The following is a 22,608-nucleotide window of genomic DNA, read 5'->3' on the forward strand; positions in this document are numbered from 1 at the left end:
CGATTGAAGTAGGACTTCGATTCGCTATTCGGGAAGGCGGCCGTACCGTCGGAGCCGGCGTCGTATCGGAAATCGAAGAATAAGCAGGGAAGCAGTGCCAGAATAAGCGAAAAGCACTTACGTTGTCTTTTGACACGTAAGTGCTTTTTTTTTGTCTTAACATCCGGCGGCAATTGAGGGTTGAACGTTGTCATGTGTAATGTTTGCCCGTTCTGTATTTCCTTATAGTAGAAGTAAAGCTGCAAGGTGAACAAGGGCAATAAAGAAACTGTAGAAAATTCCCTATGAACACCCGTGATCGGCTGTACTTACACAAGCGAATACAAAGAGAAAAGCCATACGTTTAAAATGGGAGAATAGTAAGTTCTAAAGTATTGAAAACATGCATGATGGGATAGAAAGAATTAAATTTTTATCATTTTTTCGTGTATGCTAGGCGGCATTATTCTTTTGGAATATGGCTGATGATGAAATTTCTGAAATTTTGGACGACAGGAGGTAAATAATGGTTTTTATTAAAAATAGCGTAAAACTTTCGTTCATATGATGGGTAGGCAATGGGTAGGATTTTAACATCAAGCTGTAAGAGAATATCCATATATGGAACAACGGCAATGCCGAATTTTTTAGCTACAAGACCGGCGATTACTTGGTCCTCTGATACTTCGTAAACAACTTGCGGGGAGCCTTTAATCTCTGAAAACATACGAGATATAATGGGGCGTAATCCCGATGTTGAATCAAAGGCGATATAAGGATACTGTAGTGTGTCCCGCAAGTCGATTACGTATTTTTCTGCTAATGGATGATCTTTAGGGGTAATGAGAACCAAATCCTGTTTTGAAACGGCGGTAATATCAAATTGAGAAGGGTTTAAGGGCTTGGAAGCAAAAACGACGTCGAATGAATCTTCAACTAGTCCTTCCAATAAACCGCGTGTCATATCGGTGCTGAAAGTAAAATGCAAATCCTTGTCAGGATGTGCTTCCTTAAACGCGGCTACTACTTCCGGAACGTAGTGCGTGCCCAAGGTCCGCAAGCAACCGATTCGAATGAGTCCGTTTCCTTTAGCCCCGTGCTTGATTGTTTTAATACCGTTGTCAAGGATGTTCAGAGAGCTGTTTACACTGGCAAAGAACTGTTTTCCAAAATCAGTTAATTCGGTCCCATGAGGCCCTTTTTCGAACAGGATGACGCCTAACTCAGTTTCAAGCTGGGAAATAGCGTGGCTTAAGCTTGGTTGCGTAATACATAATTGCTCTGCCGCTTTCGTATAATGTTTTACTTGTGCTAGTTTGACGAAATATCTTAGGTGAGAAAGATTCATTTCATGCCTTCTTTTGTGAAAACAAGAACTTAATATAACGAAAATGTGTATATTTACATTTTATCATCTACACTTTAGCTCCGTCTATAATGGGATAGAAATTATCAATTTGTTAAATAATTCACAACAAGGTATTATGTGCATGGTTAAAGAAAACAACATATCACATAAGGTTAGTGAAGAGTTGTAAAAATGATTTGTTTTTACATTTACATTAAGAAGAAGGAAGCGCTTATATATGCAGATTTCAGGAACTACAAAACTATTGGGATTAATTGGAACGCCTGTTGGACATTCTCGATCTCCACAGATGTACAATTATTGTTTTCAAAAGTTTAATCAAGACTTTGTGTATTTGGCGTTTGATGTTGCCTTGGAAGATGTTGGAAAAGCTGTTCAAGCTATTAAGACGTTGAATATTCGTGGGGCAAATGTGACGATGCCGTTAAAAAATGCAGTTATTCCGTTTTTGGATCACGTATCAATGGCAGCACAGGCTATTGGGGCAGTAAACACGATCGTAAATGAAGGTGGTGTTCTTACTGGACATAATACCGATGGAGTCGGTTATACATTAAACTTGAAGTCAGGAGGTGTTGCTGTCAAAGGTAAAAAAATGACCTTAATTGGCGCTGGCGGCGCTGCTTCAGCTATCATGACCCAGTGTGCTTTAGAAGGTATTCGGGAAATATCGGTGTTTAACATCAAAGATGGATTTTGGCCGCGCGCAAAAGCTAATCTTGAAGCTGTTCGTAAAGCGGTTCCGCATATCAAGTTGGCCTTATATGATTTATCTGATAAGGAATTGCTCAAAGAAGAGGTCCGTTCTAGCGATATCCTTTCTAACGCGACTCGTGTTGGAATGGCACCTCATGACAATATTAGTATTGCTGATGGGATGGAAGATATGCTTCATTCGGGATTGGCAGTTGCTGATACCGTATATAATCCGGTGGAAACGAAATTCCTGATGCAGGCTAGAAGTGCTGGGTGCCGCATTTTTGATGGATTAGGGATGTTGCTTTTCCAAGGAGCAGAAGCGTATCGGCTCTATACTGGTGCAATGATGCCGGTTGATGAAATTAGGAATGTACTTTATAGGTAAGTTTTTTGCTTTATTAAAGACCATGAATATATTAAAATATTTATATTTTTTTGTGAGGAGTGATAGCATATGTCTAAAAAATATCCAATCACAGTAAGTTCTTGGACACTTGGGGATCAATGCAAATTTGAAGAACGTGTCATTGCCGCGAAAGAAGCAGGCTTTGAAGGTATCGGCTTACGTGCTGAAACATATGTGGATGCATTAGCGGAAGGATTGCATGATCAAGATATTTTGGATATTTTGGCCAAACATGGTATGAAAGTAACTGAAGTTGAATATATTACCATGTGGGCTGAAAACAATCGGTCGTATGAACAAAAGTACAAAGAACAAATCTGTTTCCATATGTGTGATCTATTTAATGTGCAACATATTAATATAGGTTTAATGGAGAAATATTCCGTAGAACATACGGCGCAAAAGTTAAAAGAATTATGCCAGCGTGCCGGTAAATATATCATCGGTGTAGAACCGATGCCGTATTCGGGTATTCCCGATATTAAGACGGCTTGGGCTGTTGTTAAAGGCAGCGGCTGCGACAATGCCAAATTGATTTTGGACAGCTGGCACTGGATTCGCGCCAACCAGTCGTACGATCCGTCCTATTTGGCAGATATTCCGGTAGACAAAGTTATTTCGATTCAAATCAACGATGTACAGCAGCATCCGTATGCCGTCACCATTCTTCGTGATGAATCCATGCATGATCGTATGATACCCGGTACAGGTTATGGAGATACGGCGGGCTTTGTTAAAATGATTCATGATAAAGGTGTTGAACCGAAAGTTTGTGGCGTAGAAGTTATCAGTGATGAAATTGTTGCTAAAGGCGTAAAAGAAGCGGCTAAGTTAAACTTCGAAGGCACTAAAAAAGTATTGGCTCAAGTTTGGCCGGAAATGTTGGAAAAATAAGTAGCTGACTATTCATCTATGTCGAGTATTGAGAGGAGTTTTAGTTATGGAAGCAAGAATTAATGGACATACGCAGCTGTTTGGCTTGTTTGGTTCACCAGTAGGACATTCAGGATCTCCTGTTATGTATAATTACACCTTCGCTAGCCTTGGTATCGATGCCGCCTATTTGGCCTTTGATGTACAGATCGATCAGCTGCCCGCTGTCATTCAGGCCGTGCGGACTTTGAATATCGGCGGCTTTAATGTTACCATGCCATGCAAGACAGCGATCGCTCAGTATCTCGACGAATTATCGCCGGCAGCTAAACTGATCGGTGCTTGCAATACTGTTGTCGTTAAAAATGGGAAATTGGAAGGAAACAATACCGATGGAATCGGCTTTGTTCGCAATTTACAGGAAAACGGCGCTGACGTAAAAGGCAAGAAAATCGTTCTCTTAGGTGCCGGCGGCGCGGCTACGGCAATCGCTTGTCAAACGGCGCTTGACGGTGCTGCCAGTGTAGCTGTTTTCAACCGTAAAGATGAATTTTATGCCAATGCCGAAAAGACGACGGAAAAGATCAAAGCGGCCGGCTTGGATTGTCAAGTCACCGTTAGCGATTTAGCTAATGATGATGTTTTGAAAGCTGCTATCGCTTCGGCCGATATCTTGGTCAATGCAACAAAAGTCGGGATGAAACCCCTCGATGAACAGACATTGGTGAAAAAAGAATATTTCCGCAAAGACCTCATTGTTGCTGATACTGTTTATAATCCAAAAGAAACGCTGATGATAAAAGAAGCGAAAGAAGCCGGTTGTGAACTGGCTGTTGGCGGTATAGGCATGCTCCTTTGGCAAGGAGTAGCGGCGTTTAAACTGTTTACCGGGAAAGACATGCCTCACGAAGAAGTGTTTAAAAAGTTTTTTGCCTGATTACGATAATAAGGAGGTCTATCCATGAAATTTAAAGCGATGTTTCAACCCATTCAGATCGGCTCAGTTACGGTTCCTAATCGCTTTGCGGTTCCCCCTATGGGTAATAACTATGCCAATACAGATGGTACCTTAAGCGATCGGTCTGTTGCATACTATGCAGCTCGTGCTAAAGGCGGTTTTGGGTTGGTTACCATAGAATCAACCGTTGTATATAAAGAAGCTAAAGGCGGCCCGAGAAAGCCTTGCCTTTTCTCTGATGATACTGTTGACAGTTTTCGCAAAGTGGCGGACGCTATCCATGCGAATGGGGCTGTCGTTTCGATCCAGTTGCAGCATGCCGGTCCGGAAGGTGATTCTGCCTTAACCGGCTATCCTTTGAAAGCGGCCAGTGCTATTGCTCCTTCTTCGGGACGTGAAGTACCGGTAGCCATTTCGCGTGAAGAAATTTATAAATTGATTGAATGTTACGGTGACGCTGCCGCTCGGGCACAGCGAGCCGGCATCGATATGGTGGAAGTCCATTGCGCCCATGGATATTTGGTCAGTACCTTTATTTCATCACGTACGAATAATCGTCTTGATGAATTTGGCGGTTGCTTCGAGAATCGTCTGCGCTTACCGCGTTTGATCATTGAAAACATCCGCAAGAAGACAGGCGGTACGATGCCGATTTTATGTCGTATCAACGCCAGTGATGACATTGAAGGCGGACAGACGAATCAAGATGCGGCAACGGTTGCTGCATATCTCGTTGAAGAATGCGGTATTGATGCCTTGCATGTCAGCCGCGCCGTACACGTTCACGACGAATTTATGTGGGCACCGGGCGGTGTACATGGCGGCTTTAGCGCTCCTTTAGTCGAAGAAATTAAACGGGCCGTTAACGTACCTATCATTACTGTCGGCCGTTATACGGAACCGCAGTATGCAGAACTTATGGTTCGCGAAGGCAGAGCCGATATCGTTGCCTTTGGCCGTCAAAGTTTGACAGATCCTGAATTGCCGAATAAGGCTAAAAACGATGAGCTCGACAGCTTAACGCCTTGTATCGGCTGTCTCCTCGGTTGTGTTCCTTATATGTTCAGCGGTCAACCGATCACCTGTGCCTTGAATCCGGCTTGTGGTCGTGAAATAGAAATAAAACCGGCGGTAACGAAGAAGAAAGTCGTCGTTGTCGGTGGTGGTCCCGGCGGTTTATATGCCGCTCGGATTTGTGCACAACGCGGTCATGCCGTAACGTTGTTGGAAAAAAGCGACAGCTTAGGCGGCAACTTCCGTTTGGCAGCGTATCCAGCTGAAAAAGGTGACCTCACAGGGGCTATCCGCAGTTATATTGTGCGCGCAGAAGAAGCCGGTGTAGATATCAAATTAAACACGGAAGCCACTGTCGATATGCTGAAAGAAATGAGTCCTGATGCCGTTATTTTTGCCTCAGGCTCTATCCCCTTAATCTTAAATATTCCTGGTTTAGCTGATTGCGGCTATATTACGGCACAAGATATGCTGGCAGGGAAGTATGAAATCGGCGAAAAAGCACTTGTCGTTGGCGGCGGTATGGTTGGTTGCGAAGCGGCACAGTTCCTCTGCGAACGCAATCATGCAGTCTCGATCATCGAAATGAAAAATGAGCTGGCAGGAGACGTTTCGAAAGAAAATAGAGTGTATATTTTTAATGACTTCAAAAAACATAACGTTCAAGTTGTTGCCGGTGCCAAAGTTACGGAATTTTTCAAAGACGGTGTCAACTATGTCTTAGCCGACGGTACGACAGGCGAATTGAGAGGCTTTGATCACATTATCTTGGCCATGGGTTCGCGTAGTTATAATCCTTGGAATGATGAAGTTTCAAAGTTTGTGCCGCAAACATTTGTTATCGGGGAAGCATTCAAGGCTCCCGGCAGTGCTTTGACAGCGACGACAGATGCGTTTAATGCAGCACTGGAAATTTAGTAGTAAGTATTAATGTTGTCCATATATTGCCTGCCCCACCTCTTTGTGGGGCTTTGGCAGTATACACAGGAGGAATTTACAGTGGAAGAAACAACAACAAATAAACGGCTGTATTTTACGGCAATTATACTGTATCTTAATTATTTGGTTCTTGGCGTTGCCGCTTCCATTTTGGGGCATTATAAACAAGTATTGGCGCAACAATGGGGCGCAGTCCAACTGCCGGGCGGCCTGTACGATGCAAGTGGCGTCGTTTGGGTATCAGCTTCCTTGGGCTTGGGTTGCTTGATCGGCAGCTTCTTCTCCGGTCCTATTTCAGACCGATATGGCCGGCGCATTGCCTCTTTCCTGGGGGCCGTGTTTTATGGTATCTTTTTCTTAGGCGCAGCTCTTTCGACTAATTTGACGATAGCCTATATTGCCGGCTTAATCGGTGGGATCGGCAATGCTTTCCTTAATGGCGGCGTTATTCCGGCAACGATGGAAATTTTTAAAGGTCGTTCTGCCTTCGCCAGCATTATGACTAAATTGTTTATCGCCATCGGACAATTTATTTTGCCTTTTATGATCATGTATACCTCTTCAAATAGTTTGCCCTATACGACGCTGTTCTATGCATTTCCGGTTCTGTGCGCAGTCATTGCCGTCTTGACTGTTTTCATGCCCTTTCCGAAAAACAGTGCTGAAATTATGGCTGCTGATGGCGAAAAAACATCGTTCTTGCAGAGCTTGAAGTCGTTGAAATTTACGCCTATGAGTATTGCTTTGATTATTATGGGCTTTACGACGACGGCAACTTTCCAAATTTGGGTCAATTGCAACCAAGAGTATGGTAAATGGGTCGGCATGTCGAATCCTTCAGTTATTCAGTCGTATTATTCTATCGGTGTCGTTATTGCCGTCTTGGTTTCTGCGGTCATCGCCGATAAGCTTGTCAAATCAATTCGACTCATCTTTTTATATCCGTTAATCGCTTTCTTCATGTTGATCATTTTAGCGTTTGTTCGTACACCAACGATGGCGATTATTGGCGGCTTTGTTTTCGGGTACTCCGCTGCCGGCGGTATTTTGCAATTGGTTACGGCGACGGTTAGCGATATTTTCCCTCAGATCAAAGGGACGATTATTAGTGTTGTCATGATTATGTCCAGTATTGGGACCTGGATCGGTGTATCGGCTGCCGGCTCGATTGCAACGATGGGCGGTGCCGACGGTCCGCTGTATGTTATTGCCTTTAATGCAGTTATTACTTTGCTTAGCGTCTTGTTGGCACTTTTTGTCAATATAGCTTCGCGTCAGAAAACAGCGGCTTAATATGCGTAACAAGCGATAGATACTGTGTAATGACATAACCTTTGCGTTGTTGCACAGTATCTGTATCTTTTTCGAAAAGATAGTGAATTATTGAACAAAGTAAAAAATCCATTGCAGTTGGCGGGGTTATACTATGTAAAGGAGGAACACATGGAAGAATATAAAGATATGCATAAAGTTATCGGAGAAAAACCAACGCGTAAGCGGTGGTTTATGCTAATGCTAATATTTGTATTGACGGCCATCAATTATTTGGATAGAACGAATATGGCAGTGGCGGCGCCCAGCTTAAGTGCGGAATTCGGTTTTGATGCGTCGACGATGGGTTTGTTGCTGTCGTCGTTTGCTTGGTCCTATGCTTTGATGCAAGTTCCTGGCGGATATATTTTAGAAAGGGTGGGACCGCGTTTAACGTATACCGTATCGCTGTTTTTATGGTCATTTTTTACTGTAATGATGGGATTTGGAAAAAATTTTTTGAGTATATTTGGTATACGTCTTGCTATTGGCGCGTCCGAAGCTCCTGCTTTTCCTACTAATACGCGTGTCGTAGCGGCTTGGTTTCCGGATAATGAACGAGCAACTGCAATTTCAATTTATACGGCAGCGGAATTTATTGGTCTTGCTTTTTTGACGCCGGCATTGTTTTGGATTCTTGATATTTGGGGATGGCGTGAAATCTTCTATGTTACCGGAATAATCGGAATTGGCTTTAGCGTGCTTTGGTATATGTTGTATCGTGACCCGAAAGACTGTAAAGGCATTAATGAGGCAGAGTTGGCTTATATTCGTAATGGTGGTGGACAGGCGGAGAAGGCAGGACAAAAACATGAGATTACTTGGGCGGAAATGAAAGAACTGTTCCGACATCGTCAACTTATCGGCGTTTACATTGCCCAATTTGCTAATACGAGTACGATGTACTTTTTTTTAACATGGTTTCCAAGTTATTTAATTTTGGCTAAAAATATGCCAATGTTGAAAGCTGGTTGGTATGCAGTAATCCCGTACATTGGTGCGCTGATCGGGGTATTGATCGGTGGACATTGGTCCGACTACATGCTGAAACATGGCGCGTCTGTATCGAAAGCCAGGAAATTACCGGTGGCTTGTGGACTGCTGTGCTCTATGACGATTATTACAGCCAATTATTTTGACTCCATTGATATTGTTATCAGTATTATGGCGCTGGCTTTCTTTGAACAAGGAATGGCAGCTATTATTTGGAGTACAATTGCTGATATAGCGCCTCCTGAATCAGTGAGCTTAGCTGGAGGTGTATTTAGCTTAGCTGGTAATGCTGCGGGTGTTATTACTCCGCTGGTCATTGGTATCATTGTAGGCCTTACAGGCAGTTTTTTTGGTGCAATGGCATTTATTAGCATTATTGTAGCAATTGGGATTTTGTCTCTCGTTTTTATTGTTGGAGATATTCATCGTCTGGAAAGTAAAGAGGAATCTTTTAATCTTTAAAATAAGGATTTTGTAAAAATTATCCCAAGAGTGTGTCGCATAGTGTGACACACTCTTGGGATAATTACATTTTATAGGATTTTATGGGAAGATTAATTATTTCTCAAGCGTAAAGGAGTAGAATGCTAAACAGAATATTTGCAATTATGGTATAAAGTGGTTGTCATGCAAGGCAATAATTTTAAGATTAGATTCGCCAATCAAACTGTACATATTAAGACTTTAGTTTCTGGATATATTAATCGGGTCAGTATTGCGTTATAATTATATATTATAATATGGAGGTAAGGATTGATGGTACAGAAAAGAAACGGATTTACTGCAAAGCGATTGACGATCGCAGCTTTATTCATGGCTATGAATATGGCGCTCAGTTCGGTGGGAATTCCCGTTCCCGGCGGTCATTTGTATATTAATGATATCGTCATTTGTTTGGCGGCATTGCTGTTTATGCCTAAAGAGGCGTTTTTTATTGGCGGTATCGGTGCTTTTTTAGGGGATTTCTTTTTTTATCCGGCGCCTATGTTTGTATCTTTGGTGACGCATGGTATTCAAGCTTGGGCTATTTCTGCAATTGTGCACAGAAATAGCGGTGACATGAGCAAGGGAGAAGCGGTAACGGCTTTGTTAATCGGCGCTGTCATTATGGTTGTCGGGTATTCCTTGGGCCGGGCTTATGTATACAGTACGCCCATGTATGCGTGGATAAAGCTGCCTTTTGAGATATTGCAGGCCTTGATCGGGGTGATCGGCGGCTATGTGATTTATTTTCACACGGGAATACGCAAACTGTGGAAACATTATTTTGCCTGATCGCCGGTGTTACGGCTGCAGCGTAGATGGGGGATAATTTGCCAAATTCTGTGTATTTTTGTTATAATGTAATCATAAATTTTTAATTATATAACATAATTGATAAAAAGTAAATCCAGAACTTGATATTATATATGGCGATGAAAAGGACTGCTGCTGTAACGGAGGAGAAATTATGGAGACCTTGGATCGTTTTACAGGGTGCATGTTGGGCGGAGCGTCCGGAGATGCCTTAGGCTATTTAATCGAGTTTGATGATCTGCATACGATTCGCAGGAAATATGGGCCCTACGGCTTGCGGACGATTTTGAAGTCTAAAGTGAACGGCAATCAAGGGCTGATTTCCGATGATACGCAGATGTCGTTGTTTACGGCCGATGGCTTGTTGTGGGCGGCACAAGCCGGATTGGAACCGCAGGAAGGCGTCTTTCGGTCATATATGCGCTGGTATTATACTCAGACGGAGCGAATTGTCAGTCCGGAACAGATGGCATGGATGAAGCGTCAGGAGCACGAAATACAGTGGTCCTACGATCTCATGGGGATACAGTCTCTCTATGCGCGGCGAGCTCCCGGAAAAACTTGTCTTATGACCTTGGCTACAGGTCGTCGTTTTACGGAAACGAATCTGCCGAACGCTCGTTGCGGCAGCAGTGCTGTCATGCGCGTAGCGCCGGTCGGCTTGTTTTTTAGCGGTGACTGGGAACGGGCGTTTGCTGTCGGGGCGCAGACGGCTTGCCTGACACATGGTGATTTGACGGCTCGTTTGGCAGCCGGAGCCTTGAGTCTGCTGATTGCCCAACTCAGCAGCGGCGCCGCCTTGGCGCCGTCATTGGAGTCTATGATGCAGGTCGTGAAACGGCAAAAGGGCAGCGAAGCGCTGCTGGCCGTGTTGGATAAAGCGTTTGTTGAAGCGGCTTCGGAACATGGCGCCGTGCAGGCGATGAAAGAGATTGGCACCGGCAATACGGCGCGGGAAGTTCTGGCGCTGGCAATTTACTGCATCCTCAAAGCCGATTCCTTAAAAAACGCTGTGATCATGGCTTGTAATCAAGATGGCGCCAGCGATTCCTGCGGGGCTGTTTGCGGCAATATCGGCGGCGCTTTGTACGGGGCGACTGCCGTTCCCAAAAATTGGTCGAATAATCTGGAGTGCCGCGGCATTGTCGAGCAATTGGGGGATTGTCTTTATCAATATGGACGGGGCGGCAAGAAAAGTAATGCTTCTTGACAGGGACGGACGGGATCTTATAATAAAGGCAAAAGAAAAGCTTCCGAGGAGGAAACGGGTATGATTGAATCCATTGATCGCGCGTTGGCGATCTTACAACTTTTCTTGAAAGAAGAACGGCCGCTAAGCGTGACGCAGATCAGCAAGATGATGGGACTGCATAAGAGTACTGTCAGCAGAACGATGGAGACGATGGAGGCGCGCGGCTTTATCAGCAGAGATAAGGACACGGGACTTTATTGGCCGGGGTTGCAGATTTATTCGTTAGGCATGCTTTTTCGTGAAAACGGATCTATCCAAAAGGTTGCTTATCCATATGCCAAAGCCCTTGCCAGTAAATTTGGCGAAGGTGTGCATATGACGACTTTTTCCGTAAATGAATCGGCTTATCCGCAGCATGTCATTTTGGAAAAGATAAAGTCATCGGCTTCCGTTGATGTCGCCCCGCCGATCGGTTCCGTTCGTCCCAGCCACTGTGCAGCATCAGGTAAATGCCTGCTGGCTTTTGACGAGGCATATCGTAAACGATATGAAGGTTGTGATCTGAAGCGCTTTACGGAATATACGGTCATCGATTGGGATACATTGAATGAAGAGTTGGCTTTGATTCGAAAAAATGGGTATGCCGTCGAACGGGAAGAGGTAGAAATCGGCATGGCTTGTATTGCGGCTCCGATTTTTTCTCATCAGCGAGTCGTTGCGGCGATCAGTTTGTCTGCCCCTTTGTCACGTTTGACGGAGGAACTTTTGCCGGAGATCATCAAAAGCGTGCAAAAAACGGCCAAGGAGATATCGCAAGCGCTGTAATCATGTAGAAGGGGGGAAGCCAGGGGAGGTCCTTTCCCTCTTTCTGTTTTTTTATTCTCAATATAGAATGTACGCATAGAGAATGATTATATTGCATCTTTTATATGTATTTGATGTTTAGCAAAAATGTGGTAAAATAGGGTGTAATTATATTGTCTACTTTTTTTGTAATGTATAAAGTCTGACAATATACAGATTGTCAAGGAGTAAGGAGTCTGCTATGAAAGTTCGACATTTTTGCCAGCCGGCGCCGAATCAGATGGTATATAAGACCAGAGAAGGCGGCGCCACAGTGACTGTATTTGTACCGTATGACTGTTATAATAATTGTCCCTTCTGCATTAATAAAGAAGAGTATGCGGATCCCGTCGGTTTTTCTGCCGAAAAAATTTGCCGAAGCATTAAGACGATGGACCGTATTACACCGAATTGTGATTTTGTTTTCACTGGCGGGGAGCCTTTTGCGGATTTGCAAATTTTACAGCAAATGCTTGATGTCGTACCGTTGACGCATAAGGTCTACATCAATACGACGTTGCCGATTTCCAGTGTACAGAGTGAAGAGGACATTATCCGTTTTACGGAGCGAAATAAGCATAAAATTACCTGCATTAACGTTTCCCGGCACATGCAACATTATGTTGTCGAGTCCAATGACACGTTACTGTCGAAACTGGCTGTGCCGTTTCGAATCAATTGTGTCCTGTATAAGAAATATCCTTTTCGGGAAATGGTACCGTATTTGGAACGGTTTCTCCGCGTTGCCGGCGCTTCTATTCAGTTCCGATTTGATTACACGGAGACGACGCTCGATAATTTGTATGATGAAGAGCATGACGGGATTTTGGCGGATTTGCGCAAGCTTTCCTCCTATGTCGGCCTTGACGGCTGCCGGATGCGTTGCGGTTTTCATTTTGACTACAAAGGCTTGGAACTGACCTATCATAAGACGTTGCCATACAGCACTATTGTGGAAAAAGATGGGAAGGACGGCGTTACTTATGATATTCTTTACGATATTTTGATTAAACAGAATGGCGACATTCATTCCGACTGGGATGGCACGCCGCTGGACATTAAGGCATACGAAAATGTAGTGTTCGAACCGTATGATTTGCAGTGGCTCCAAGAGCGCCGCCAGAATAAGGTTTCGCCTTTGCCGGCGGCAGCCGTGATTTGATACAAAAAGGGAGAATTAACAGAAATTTTCTGCTAATTCTCTCTTTTTTTTGCGAGCAAGACTCACGCGGAAATTTATTTTAAAAGTCCATCCCTTATGATACAATATAGGTATCTGTTGTTTTGAGAAATACATTCGAGGGCGTGATGGAATGGCTGTAACGGTGCTTTTCGGACAGGCCAGAAGCGGAAAAACGACATACTGCTTTGAACAGATGGCGACTCTGGCGGTGCAGGACTTCAAAACGATGCTGTTGGTTCCGGATCAGGCGACATACGATACGGAACGAAGGTTTGCAGACTTTATGCCCGGAAAAGGATTTATGGGCGTATCTATTACCGGGTTTACACGGCTGGCGTATCACGTGCTGCAGGAACGGGGAAAAGAAAAAACGCCTTTATCCGATCTGGGGAAGACGCTTATTTTACAGCGGTTGCTGCGTCGTTATGCGGATCGGTTTACCGTTTTGCAGACAGCGGCTAGGCAACCCGGATTTGCCGCTGCAGCAGGACAGTTCCTTTGGGAATGCCGTTCTTTTTGTGTCACTGCCGATGATTTGCGGAGGTGTGCGTCGACTGTTGAGGAGGGGCCGTTGGCGCGTAAGCTGAAAGACATGGCCCTGCTTTATGAGGTGTATGAGGCTTTTCTTGCCGAACGGTTCGGGTCCGTTGATGACACGCTGACGATGTTGACTAAAGAAGTTGGTACGTATACGTATCTTCAGGGCGCCCAAGTCTGGGTAGACGGATTTCAGTGGTTTACGGCACAGCAACTGGCGGTATTGAAAGCGATAGCTGCCGTTGCGGCAAATGTGACGATTACGTTGACGATGGATCGTGACCGGTTGCCTTCACAGCGAAAGGAGACAGCGCTTTTTCATCGGGCCTATGAGGTATACAATGAACTGAAAAAAGCATTTCCGACACTTCAGGTGCATACTGTCAGATATAACGCCGCTGACGAGCTGATGCAACTGCGCGACGATTTTTTCCATGTCGTGCCGAGGCAAGCGCCGGTTCCCTTGACGCGGCTTCATCTTACGGAATGCAGCAGCAGGGAAGTGGAAATCGACGGTGTGGCAAGAAAGATCATGGCCCTTGTGCAGACCGGGCACTGTTACCGGGATTTTTTGGTCATTGTTCGCAATACGGCACAGTACTGCCATTTTGTGGAACGGATTTTTCGGCGCTACGGGATTCCCTGTTTCAGCGATTACAGACGTCCTATGCACGCGCATCCTGCGGCGGAGGCAGTTGTCTCGCTTTTGCAGGTGCTGACAGGGCGATGGAATCATGAAGCGGTTTTTCAGCTGCTGAAAACAGATCTTATCGATTTGCCGCGTCAGGCCGTTGATGAACTGGAAAACTACTGCCTGGCATACGGCATACGCGGCGATCAATGGCTGTCCGAAGCGCCGTGGCAATATACGGAAATGCGTTTCCCCGGACAGCGCTTGACGTCCGATGAGGCAGATATGCTGCGGCATATCAATGAGCTGCGCGAGGCGGTGCGGAAAATACTTTTGCCGTTCTGGCAAGAAGGTCGTGGTGAAAAAAGTTTACGCCAATGGTGTACGCTGCTGTACCATTGGCTCCTTCGCCTGGGGATTCCGGAAAAGCTGGAAGCCTGGCAACGGGCTGACGAAGAAGCCGGGCAGATGGTTGAGAGCAGAGAGCATGAGCAGGTATGGAAACGGATCGTGGAAATTCTCGGAGAAATCGTCACCCTTTGCGGTGATGATACGGTCTCGGTCGGCGCGTTCTCGGAAATTATTGAAGATGCCTTTGACGGTTCGGAATTCACCTTGATTCCGCCGACGCTTGATCACGTGACCTTAACTGCGATCGATCGGGGATATACGTTACAAGGCCGAGTGGTTTTCATTTGCGGGCTGAATCATGGCGTTTTTCCGCAGGTACAGGCAGAAGACGCCCTTTTTAACGATACAGACCGCCGTAGCTTAGATACTGTCGGATTGCATCTGGCGCCGAGCAGCCGGTTCCGTTCTTTTCAAGAACGATTTCTTTTTTATTTAGCCTTGACCCGGGCTCGGGATGAACTTTGGCTTTCCTATGTTTTGACGGATGAGGAAGGAAAACAGTTGCCGCCGGCCGCATGGGTCAGGCAGCTGCTGGAAAAAAACTATATCGTTTTGCTGCGGCGTTTAAAAGAACTGATGCCGGCAGGTGAAGAAAAGGAATACTTGTATACCCTTTCTTCCGCTTTGACATACTTGCCGCAGCAGCTTCAGCCGGCAGTGAAAAGAGAACCTGTAGGCGATATTTGGTGGGGATTGTACGATTGGGCGTTGCAGCATGCTGGCGGCTCCTTGTGGCAGCAGTCTCTGGGGAGCCTGTTTTATCATAATCAGGCCTGTACGTTGGCGGGAAAGACGGTGAGGAAGCTCTTTGCGCCTGACGGATCACTGCGTGGTTCGGTTACCAGATTTGAGCAGTACAGGCAGTGTCCTTTTGCTTATTTTGCAAAATACGGATTGGGACTGCGGGAACGGGAAACCTACCAATTTGACGCAGCCAACTCCGGCGTGTTCGTGCACGGCGCATTATGCGCCGTCAGTGAAGAATTGTTGCGGCAGGGAAAACAATGGCGTGATCTCGCTTGGGGTGAGATCGAGACGATTTGCCGGGAAGCGGCTGAAGCCTGGGTTCCGTATATTCGCAATAATATTCTTGCCGCCAACGGATATTATCAGGAGATCAAGACACGACTGGTTCAAACGTTGGTAAGAAAAGTGCGGATACTGGTTCTTTTCAGCCGGGCCTCGGCCTTTGAAATGGCCGCCGTTGAAGCTTCTTTCGGGAGAGACGGACATGATTGGGAACCGTTGCGTTTTACCTTGCCCGGCGGTTTGGACGTTGTACTGACGGGGCAGATTGACAGAGTAGATGTTTTGCGTCGAGACGGCAAAACGTTTATCGTCGTCATTGATTATAAGTCCGGCAGGAAATCGTTGGATCTGCTGGATGTGTATGCGGCAGTTGAGTTGCAGTTGTTGACGTATATGGCCGTTGCCTTGCAACATTTCGGCAGCGGCGCCGCGCCGGCAGCCGTACTTTATTGCCGTGTTCGCAATGATAAAGTCAGTTTTTCCCGTTTGCCGGAAGAGCGGGAAATGGAGCAGGCTTATCATGACCACGACAAGGTGCAAGGCTTTTTCACCGCTGATTTTGAACGGATACGCTCCTTGGATAAAACGATTGACTCCGGTTCGCAATTCCTGGAAGTAACGTTCAACAAAGACGGCAGTGTGCCGAAGAATTCCACTGTTTTGTATAATGACGGGGATTGGGATTCGCTCTTGTCTCTGGTACGGCAACGTATCGGCGCGATTGCCGCGGCCATTGACGCCGGTAAGATTGATATAGCGCCGCTTAAGCGCGGCAACCAAACGGCTTGCGTTTATTGTGCCTATCATGGAATCTGTGCGTTCGACAGTCGTTTCAGAGGAAACAGCTATACGGTGCCGGTTATAACTGAAAAAAAGAAAGTGATGGAAATTCTTCGGCAGGAAGGAGGCGCGGCAAATGGCTTGGACTGAAGAACAGCAAGACGCGATTTTCAGCCGCAAGGAGACGTTGCTTTTATCGGCAGCCGCAGGATCCGGCAAAACGGCGGTACTTGTAGAACGAATTATCCAGCGCCTTCTGTGTGCCGACGATCCCCTGGATATTACCGAGCTTTTGGTTGTAACGTTTACCAAGGCTTCCGCTGATGAAATGCGGGAGCGTGTTGCGGCAGCGCTGACGGCGGTCTTGAGCGCCGGGCCGAATGAGCAGGCGGAACGGCAGCTTGCTTTATTGCCGTCAGCACAAATATCAACAATCGACTCTTTTTGCCGGAACGTGCTGCGTCGCTATTTTTATCTCCTTGACCTAGATCCGCAAGCCAAGGTCGCCGGTGAAGAAGATTTAGCCGTTTTGAGGCGCAACGTACTGGAAGCGCTGTTTTTACAGTATTATGAAACGGAAGACGCGGCAAAGCGCGAGCGTTTTCGTAACGTAGCCGATATGTTCGGTAGCGATAGAGGCGATGAGGAGTTTATGGATTTGATCAATCGGCTCTATGTGTTTTCGCGAAGTATGCCTTGGCCGGATTATTGGCTTGATTGTTCCTGTGCAGCGTACGACCTGCCGCCAGCGATTGCTCTTGATGCTGTTCCGTGGATCGAGCCGGTAAAAAAACAGATTCACAGCGCATTGCAGGAAGCCGTTGCCGTTTATGCCGCCTTGCTGCGTGAACTGTCGGGACGTGCCGCCTTTGCCAAGGTCAGCGCGGCGCTAACGGAGGAACAATCCCTGTTTCGTGCGGCAGATGAGCAAGTATCCTGGGCAGGGCTGCAGCAAGCCTTTACCGATATGCGTTTTGTCAGATTACAGCTGCGAGGGTTGGACGAAGCGGAGAAGGAGCTTTGGGAGCAGGTCAAGGGTGAACGCAGTGCCGTTAAAGAAGTGCTTATAAAAGATATCGGCAATGTCTATTTTTCCGTAGACAGTAAGCAATGGCTGGACGGGTTGCGGCAGATGGCGCCGGCGCTACGATCTTTGATAACGATTGTCAAAGATTTTGCCGCCGCTTACGAAATCCGGAAGAAAGAAAAAGGCTGGCTCGATTTCAGTGATCTGGAACACTTTTGTTTGCGCATTCTTTTGGATCCCGTCTCGACGCCTCTCCATGTCGTTCCTTCCCTGGCAGCGCTGGAATTGCGGAAGCTATTTAAAGAAGTGATGATCGACGAGTACCAGGATACGAACGGCGTACAGGAGTTGATTACCAGTCTTGTATCCAGTGGGGACAATCGTTTTATGGTCGGTGATATCAAGCAAAGTATTTATCGTTTTCGCCTGGCGGATCCGACGTTGTTTTTGCATAAATATAAAACATTTACAACCGATAAAACGGCGGACAGACGGGAGCGTCGGATTGATTTGTCAAAGAACTTCCGCAGTGCCGCTGCCGTTATTGACAGTGTTAATGAGGTGTTTTCTTACGCGATGACGGAAGCCGCCGCAGGTATGATTTACAGTACGGCGGAGCGGCTCTACTGCGGGCGGAATGACGGCGAAGAAGGGCGTGTGGAAGTACATCTGTTTGATAAAGGAGCGGCCGGTTCCGATGATCGTGAAGAAAAAGAGGCGTTGTCGGCCTTTGAAGAAGAATGCGGCATCGTTGCACGGCGGCTTCGCGAATTGCGGGAAGAAGGGCTGACCGTTGCGACTAAAGACGGCGGCAGAGAGCCGCTCTCTTATCGTCATATGGTTATCCTTTTGCGCTCAACGGCGGATAAGGCCGAGTCTATGGCGGAAGCTTTACAGCGAGAAGGGATTCCGGCGTACACGGAGCAAAAAGGCGGATATTTCGCTGCCGTAGAAGTGGAAATGATGTTATCCCTGCTGCGGTGTATTGATAATCCGGAGCAGGATCTGCCGCTGGCGGCGGTTCTGCGTTCACCGTTAGTCGGCCTGAATGAAGAAAGTCTGGCGGAACTGCGCCTCGTCGGCAGCGGTACGCTGTGGCGGAATCTGCCGTCTTATGCGGCGGCGCTGCCGGCCGGTCTGAAGCGGGACAGCGTGCAGCACTTTTTCCATCTTTTCACCTGTTGGCGGACGTTTGCCAGGCGCAGCAGTGTTTCCGAGCTGTTGCAGAAAATTTACGATGATACCGGTTATTTATCCTATGTTGGCGCTATGGAAGGCGGATCTTTGCGTCAAGGGAACTTGAAGGCGCTGCGGGAACGGGCGCGGGTGTATGAAGATAACGGGTATCGCGGCCTTTACCGCTATTTGCGCTTTATTGATATGCTGCGCAGCAATGATCATGATTTGGCGCCGGCTAACGGGCTCGGCGAGGGAGAAGACGTTGTTCGCATCATGACGATCCATAAGAGCAAGGGCCTGGAATTTCCCGTCGTTGTTGTCGCAGATATGGGTAAATCATTTAACCGCCAGGATTTTAAATCTCCCTTGCTTTTTCATAATGAATTGGGCATCGGTATTAAAGTTTATCATGAAAAGTGGCGGGCTTATACGCCTTCGCTGGCGTGGAACAGCATCAAGCAACGCCGGATTTGGGAAGATAATGCCGAAGAGGAACGACTGTTGTATGTCGCCATGACGCGAGCGAAGGAACGGCTGATCCTTGTCGGTAAGGCCGCTGATTTGGAGAAAAAATGGCGACAATGGCAGCAGCGGCCAGATCCCTTGCGGGCTAAAACGTATCTCGACTGGATTTGTCCTGTCTTCGCCGCGGCGATTCCGTATCACGGCGAAGCGGCAACACGGCCTTGGATCGTGCGGCGGCTCTGGCATGTTTATTTTCATCAACAAAGGGGCGGTGCCGTACCGGTGCGGCCGCCGGAACCGGATCCCCGCCTAGCTCTTGTCCGCGATGGACGGCGTACGGGGACCGAGGTGCCTTCTTGGCTGGAAAAGAGGCTGGTCTGGCAATATGCATATCCGCAGGCCGTTGTGACGCCGGCCAAGGTTTCGGTATCGGAGCTCAAGCGTCAATCGGTACAGACAAAGGCCGCGGCTGCGGTTATGGCGGAAGAGGCCTTGTCCCTGTTTCCGGAAAAAGGGACAGTCAGTCCTTTCCGGGAACCTCCTGCATGGCTGGCTGCAGATATGCGGACGACGAAAAGCGGGACGTATAGAGGAACCGTTTTTCATAAGGTGATGCAATATTTGCCGTTGCGGCAGCTTTCCGGTAAGGCGGAACTGGAGGAAGCGCTGGCGGCATTACGCAATAAGGGCATTCTTTCCGCCGAGGAAGCGGGGCTGGTTGACGGCCAGGCGATTCTCGACTTTTGCGCATCGCCGCTGGGGCGCCGGTTGGCGGCGTCTCCACAGGTGTACCGGGAATATCCGTTCAGCGTTTTGCTCTCGGCGGCTCCTTATTTGCCGGCGCTGGAAAAGGGAGAGACCATAATGGTACAAGGCGTCTTGGATTGTCTCTTCCGAGAAGGGAACGGTTGGGTATTGCTTGACTACAAGACGGATCATCTTGACACCGCCGCGGCTTTCAAAGCGCGGTATCGCGTGCAGCTCGACTTATATAAGCGGGCGGTAGAGCAGATTCGTCATGAATCGGTCAGCAATGTATATATTTATAGTTTTTATTTACAGCAGATCATTCCGTTTACTGTATGATTTGCGTACACCAAAGGAGGTCTTTTGCAATGGGTGTCTTTGACATCGTCGGGCCCGTAATGATCGGTCCTTCCAGCTCACATACAGCCGGAGCGGCACGTATCGGCGGCATGGCCCGCAACATTATGAATGAAGAAATCAAAGAGGCTGTGATTACGTTGTACGGCTCCTTCGCCAAAACGTATAAGGGGCACGGCACGGACAAAGCATTGATTGCCGGTTTGCTCGGCTTTTCTGCCGATGACGTTCATCTGCGCACGTCTTTTGCGATTGCCGACGAGCGCGGACTGAAGGTTACGTGGAATCGTTCGGATGCCGACGTGTCTCATCCGAACACGGTGCGTATCGCCATGACCGGTGTTTCGGGGCGGAAAATGGAAGTGCTCGGCGTTTCTCTCGGCGGCGGCAAGATGGAAATACGGGAAATCAACGGCGCCGCCGTCGCTCTCGGCGGCGAAGAGCATACGCTGATTACGATGCATAACGACCGGCCCGGCATTATTGCGCAGGTCACGACGATTCTGGCCATCGGACAGATCAATGTTTCCAACATGCGCGTCTTCAGAAGCGCGAAGCATGCCAACGCCGTCATGATCGTCTGCACGGACAGTCCGGTGCCGGCGGAGATGGTTGCCGTGATCAGTAATATTACGGCTATTGAAAGTGTCATTACCTTATTACCCTTATAGGAGGAACCATGTTTACATATGAATATACGACACTCCGTGAGCTGCAGGAACATGCCGATCAAAGCGGCCTGACCCTTTCGGAAGTTGTTGTGCGCCATGAGATGGAAACGGCTGAAGCGTCAGAAACGGATGTTCGGGCCTTGATGGCTTCACGGCTGGATGTTTTCAGAGAATCGGTTGCTGCCGGACTGAACGATACGGGCAGATCCGTCAGCGGACTTGTCGGCGGCGACGCCGCAAAATTGCAGGCACAACAAGCGCTGTTGCTGGGACCGCTGGCGCATAAGGCGGCAGTTTACGCCTTGGCCGTCAGTGAGGCGAATGCAAAGATGTTCAAAGTGGTTGCGTGTCCGACAGCCGGTTCCTGCGGTATCGTTCCGGCCGTATTGATGGCTGCTGCCGAAGAACTGGAAGCAACGGAAGAACAGCGTGTCAATGCTCTCTTTACGGCGGCCGGGATCGGTGCTGTCGTTTCCCGTAATGCGACCGTTGCCGGTGCCGTCGGTGGTTGCCAGGCCGAATGCGGCACGGCAGCCGGTATGGCTGCCGCTGCCGTGGCGGAGTTGGCGGGCGGTTCCAATGAGGCGGTCATGCATGCATTCGCTCTTTGCTTGAAAAATGTCCTTGGACTGGCCTGTGATCCCGTTGCCGGCCTGGTGGAAGTTCCCTGTGTCAAGCGGAATGCGGTTTTTGCCGTCATGGCCGTCGCGGCTGCTGAAATGGCTTTAGCCGGTGTCCGCAGCGTCATTCCGCCTGACGAAGTAATCGAGGCCATGGCGGAAATCGGCAGGTTAATGCCCGTTGCTTTGAAAGAAACTTCAGATGGCGGCTTGGCTAAGACGAAGACGGGAAAAGAAATCACCAAACGGTTGGAAAAAGAAATGAATAAGAATTAAGTCGATTATAGAAAAAACGTGCATACAATTTTGTATGCACGTTTTTATGATGTCGTAGTCGGAAAGTTTCTAGCGGTTGTCTGCAGAAAGATAGGTGTTGGCGACGGAAGTCGAATGAATTTGCACCGGATCGGACGCGAAAACGGGCTGGCCTTCGAGACGGCGGTAAATAACACGGCATAAGCTGGCCGGAATGGGGGCGGTCCTGTCCTGACCGATATAGGAGAGAAGCAACTCGCTTTCAAATGTACTGAGTTCGATGCATTTGGTTTTCATAAAATATCCCTCTTTATCTCTGTGCAACTACAATATATAGGAGCATGATTATTTTTTATTCTACTATAAATACAATCTTTTGACAACCTGTACGACGGAATCTTTTGATATCAACAACAAATCAGGTAACGAAAAGAAAAAAAGTTCTTGACAATTTGTATAAAGTCAGTATAATTGAGAGCACAATATAATTTCAAAAGAAAAAAGTATTGACGGAAAAAAGTAGGATTGCAGATACCTTTACAGAGAGCTGATGGTCGGTGGAAATCAGCAAGTGATGCAATGTGAAGTTCTTTCCTGAACTGCGAAGCTGAACACAAAAGTAGGCTGAGCCGGCGTGGCTGTCGTTAATGTGGCTATGAGTTGATCTGATTCGAGATTATTAGGGTGGTACCGCGGAGATTTCCGTCCCTTGCGGACCGCCCTTTTTGTATCTCTTCATCGGGTAATCAGGGTGGTACCGCGTGTTTGACGTCCCTCATGAAGGGGCGTTTTTTTAGTATACAGTTAAACACGATATAAAGAGACTGCATAACAAGGGGGATGT

At 47.3% G+C, this 22,608-nt stretch carries 17 protein-coding genes and 1 other annotated feature; of the genes, 15 read left to right on the forward strand and 2 right to left on the reverse strand.

The genetic code is table 11. From position 1 onward, the window contains the following. The coding region (locus C0977_RS10235; RefSeq protein WP_145995089.1) for a hypothetical protein at window positions 1-83 on the forward strand (83 nt) is incomplete at its 5' end. A gap of 359 nt (window positions 84-442) precedes the next feature. Here C0977_RS10235 and C0977_RS10240 read toward each other — a convergent pair. Then, window positions 443-1,327, reverse strand: coding sequence for a LysR family transcriptional regulator (locus C0977_RS10240; protein WP_101913323.1), 885 nt, complete (start codon window positions 1,325-1,327; stop codon window positions 443-445). A 238-nt stretch (window positions 1,328-1,565) separates the two neighbouring features. Here C0977_RS10240 and aroE point away from each other — a divergent pair, with 238 nt between their 5' ends. From aroE to sdaAA, 14 genes are all read left to right on the forward strand, one after another. After that, window positions 1,566-2,432, forward strand: a complete 867-nt coding sequence (aroE, locus tag C0977_RS10245; RefSeq protein ID WP_101913324.1) for a shikimate dehydrogenase — start codon at window positions 1,566-1,568, stop codon at window positions 2,430-2,432. A 69-nt stretch (window positions 2,433-2,501) separates the two neighbouring features. Next, a complete protein-coding gene (locus C0977_RS10250; RefSeq protein WP_101913325.1) occupies window positions 2,502-3,347 on the forward strand; it encodes a sugar phosphate isomerase/epimerase family protein in 846 nt (281 codons plus the stop codon). Between the two features lie 46 nt (window positions 3,348-3,393). Beyond that, the gene (locus tag C0977_RS10255; RefSeq protein WP_101913326.1) at window positions 3,394-4,263 is read left to right on the forward strand and encodes a shikimate dehydrogenase; all 870 of its coding nucleotides are present in this window, start codon (window positions 3,394-3,396) and stop codon (window positions 4,261-4,263) included. Window positions 4,264-4,287: 24 nt separating this feature from the next. Continuing rightward, window positions 4,288-6,216: an FAD-dependent oxidoreductase gene (locus tag C0977_RS10260; protein WP_101913327.1), complete on the forward strand. Its 1,929-nt coding sequence runs from the start codon at window positions 4,288-4,290 to the stop codon at window positions 6,214-6,216. An 81-nt stretch (window positions 6,217-6,297) separates the two neighbouring features. Continuing rightward, window positions 6,298-7,530 (forward strand): MFS transporter, encoded by a 1,233-nt coding sequence (locus C0977_RS10265; RefSeq protein WP_200814267.1) that lies wholly within the window; start codon window positions 6,298-6,300, stop codon window positions 7,528-7,530. A 150-nt stretch (window positions 7,531-7,680) separates the two neighbouring features. Next, window positions 7,681-9,003, forward strand: coding sequence for an MFS transporter (locus C0977_RS10270; RefSeq protein ID WP_101913329.1), 1,323 nt, complete (start codon window positions 7,681-7,683; stop codon window positions 9,001-9,003). Window positions 9,004-9,297: 294 nt separating this feature from the next. After that, window positions 9,298-9,816: an ECF transporter S component gene (locus C0977_RS10275; protein ID WP_101913330.1), complete on the forward strand. Its 519-nt coding sequence runs from the start codon at window positions 9,298-9,300 to the stop codon at window positions 9,814-9,816. A gap of 175 nt (window positions 9,817-9,991) precedes the next feature. Then, on the forward strand, window positions 9,992-11,047 hold the full coding sequence (locus C0977_RS10280) for an ADP-ribosylglycohydrolase family protein (protein WP_023053732.1): 1,056 nt from the start codon (window positions 9,992-9,994) through the stop codon (window positions 11,045-11,047). 60 nt (window positions 11,048-11,107) lie between these two features. Further along, the gene (locus tag C0977_RS10285) at window positions 11,108-11,854 is read left to right on the forward strand and encodes an IclR family transcriptional regulator (RefSeq protein ID WP_101913331.1); all 747 of its coding nucleotides are present in this window, start codon (window positions 11,108-11,110) and stop codon (window positions 11,852-11,854) included. Between the two features lie 220 nt (window positions 11,855-12,074). Beyond that, the gene (locus tag C0977_RS10290) at window positions 12,075-13,034 is read left to right on the forward strand and encodes a 4Fe-4S cluster-binding domain-containing protein (protein WP_023053725.1); all 960 of its coding nucleotides are present in this window, start codon (window positions 12,075-12,077) and stop codon (window positions 13,032-13,034) included. 151 nt (window positions 13,035-13,185) lie between these two features. Next, on the forward strand, window positions 13,186-16,593 hold the full coding sequence (locus tag C0977_RS10295; protein ID WP_101913332.1) for a PD-(D/E)XK nuclease family protein: 3,408 nt from the start codon (window positions 13,186-13,188) through the stop codon (window positions 16,591-16,593). Next, window positions 16,580-20,200, forward strand: coding sequence for a helicase-exonuclease AddAB subunit AddA (addA, locus tag C0977_RS10300; protein WP_101913333.1), 3,621 nt, complete (start codon window positions 16,580-16,582; stop codon window positions 20,198-20,200). The genes C0977_RS10295 and addA overlap by 14 nt, the downstream gene beginning before the upstream one ends. A 29-nt stretch (window positions 20,201-20,229) precedes the next feature. Beyond that, window positions 20,230-20,889: an L-serine ammonia-lyase, iron-sulfur-dependent subunit beta gene (gene sdaAB / locus C0977_RS10305; RefSeq protein WP_101913334.1), complete on the forward strand. Its 660-nt coding sequence runs from the start codon at window positions 20,230-20,232 to the stop codon at window positions 20,887-20,889. Between the two features lie 8 nt (window positions 20,890-20,897). Then, window positions 20,898-21,785 (forward strand): L-serine ammonia-lyase, iron-sulfur-dependent, subunit alpha, encoded by an 888-nt coding sequence (gene sdaAA, locus C0977_RS10310; RefSeq protein WP_023053736.1) that lies wholly within the window; start codon window positions 20,898-20,900, stop codon window positions 21,783-21,785. A 69-nt stretch (window positions 21,786-21,854) separates the two neighbouring features. Here the strand turns inward: sdaAA and C0977_RS10315 are convergent, their stop codons facing one another. Further along, window positions 21,855-22,061 carry a hypothetical protein gene (locus C0977_RS10315; protein WP_101913335.1) on the reverse strand — a complete coding sequence of 69 codons (207 nt, stop codon included), beginning with the start codon at window positions 22,059-22,061 and terminating at the stop codon, window positions 21,855-21,857. Window positions 22,062-22,261: 200 nt separating this feature from the next. Then, window positions 22,262-22,477, forward strand: a binding site (T-box leader). Window positions 22,478-22,608 lie beyond the last annotated feature (131 nt).

This window comes from Megasphaera vaginalis (ex Bordigoni et al. 2020), from assembly GCF_900240295.1.
Taxonomy (GTDB): Bacteria; Bacillota; Negativicutes; order Veillonellales; family Megasphaeraceae; genus Megasphaera; species Megasphaera vaginalis.

Bases quoted from the DNA above. Each gene is read 5' to 3' on its own strand.
- C0977_RS10280 (WP_023053732.1), top strand. From the start codon at position 9,992: ATGGAGACCTTGGATCGTTTTACAGGGTGCATGTTGGGCGGAGCGTCC.
- C0977_RS10315 (WP_101913335.1), bottom strand. From the start codon at position 22,061: ATGAAAACCAAATGCATCGAACTCAGTACATTTGAAAGCGAGTTGCTT.
- C0977_RS10295 (WP_101913332.1), top strand. From the start codon at position 13,186: ATGGCTGTAACGGTGCTTTTCGGACAGGCCAGAAGCGGAAAAACGACA.
- C0977_RS10240 (WP_101913323.1), bottom strand. From the start codon at position 1,327: ATGAATCTTTCTCACCTAAGATATTTCGTCAAACTAGCACAAGTAAAA.
- C0977_RS10275 (WP_101913330.1), top strand. From the start codon at position 9,298: ATGGTACAGAAAAGAAACGGATTTACTGCAAAGCGATTGACGATCGCA.
- C0977_RS10255 (WP_101913326.1), top strand. From the start codon at position 3,394: ATGGAAGCAAGAATTAATGGACATACGCAGCTGTTTGGCTTGTTTGGT.
- C0977_RS10250 (WP_101913325.1), top strand. From the start codon at position 2,502: ATGTCTAAAAAATATCCAATCACAGTAAGTTCTTGGACACTTGGGGAT.
- C0977_RS10260 (WP_101913327.1), top strand. From the start codon at position 4,288: ATGAAATTTAAAGCGATGTTTCAACCCATTCAGATCGGCTCAGTTACG.
- sdaAB (WP_101913334.1), top strand. From the start codon at position 20,230: ATGGGTGTCTTTGACATCGTCGGGCCCGTAATGATCGGTCCTTCCAGC.
- aroE (WP_101913324.1), top strand. From the start codon at position 1,566: ATGCAGATTTCAGGAACTACAAAACTATTGGGATTAATTGGAACGCCT.
- addA (WP_101913333.1), top strand. From the start codon at position 16,580: ATGGCTTGGACTGAAGAACAGCAAGACGCGATTTTCAGCCGCAAGGAG.
- C0977_RS10270 (WP_101913329.1), top strand. From the start codon at position 7,681: ATGGAAGAATATAAAGATATGCATAAAGTTATCGGAGAAAAACCAACG.
- C0977_RS10290 (WP_023053725.1), top strand. From the start codon at position 12,075: ATGAAAGTTCGACATTTTTGCCAGCCGGCGCCGAATCAGATGGTATAT.
- C0977_RS10285 (WP_101913331.1), top strand. From the start codon at position 11,108: ATGATTGAATCCATTGATCGCGCGTTGGCGATCTTACAACTTTTCTTG.
- sdaAA (WP_023053736.1), top strand. From the start codon at position 20,898: ATGTTTACATATGAATATACGACACTCCGTGAGCTGCAGGAACATGCC.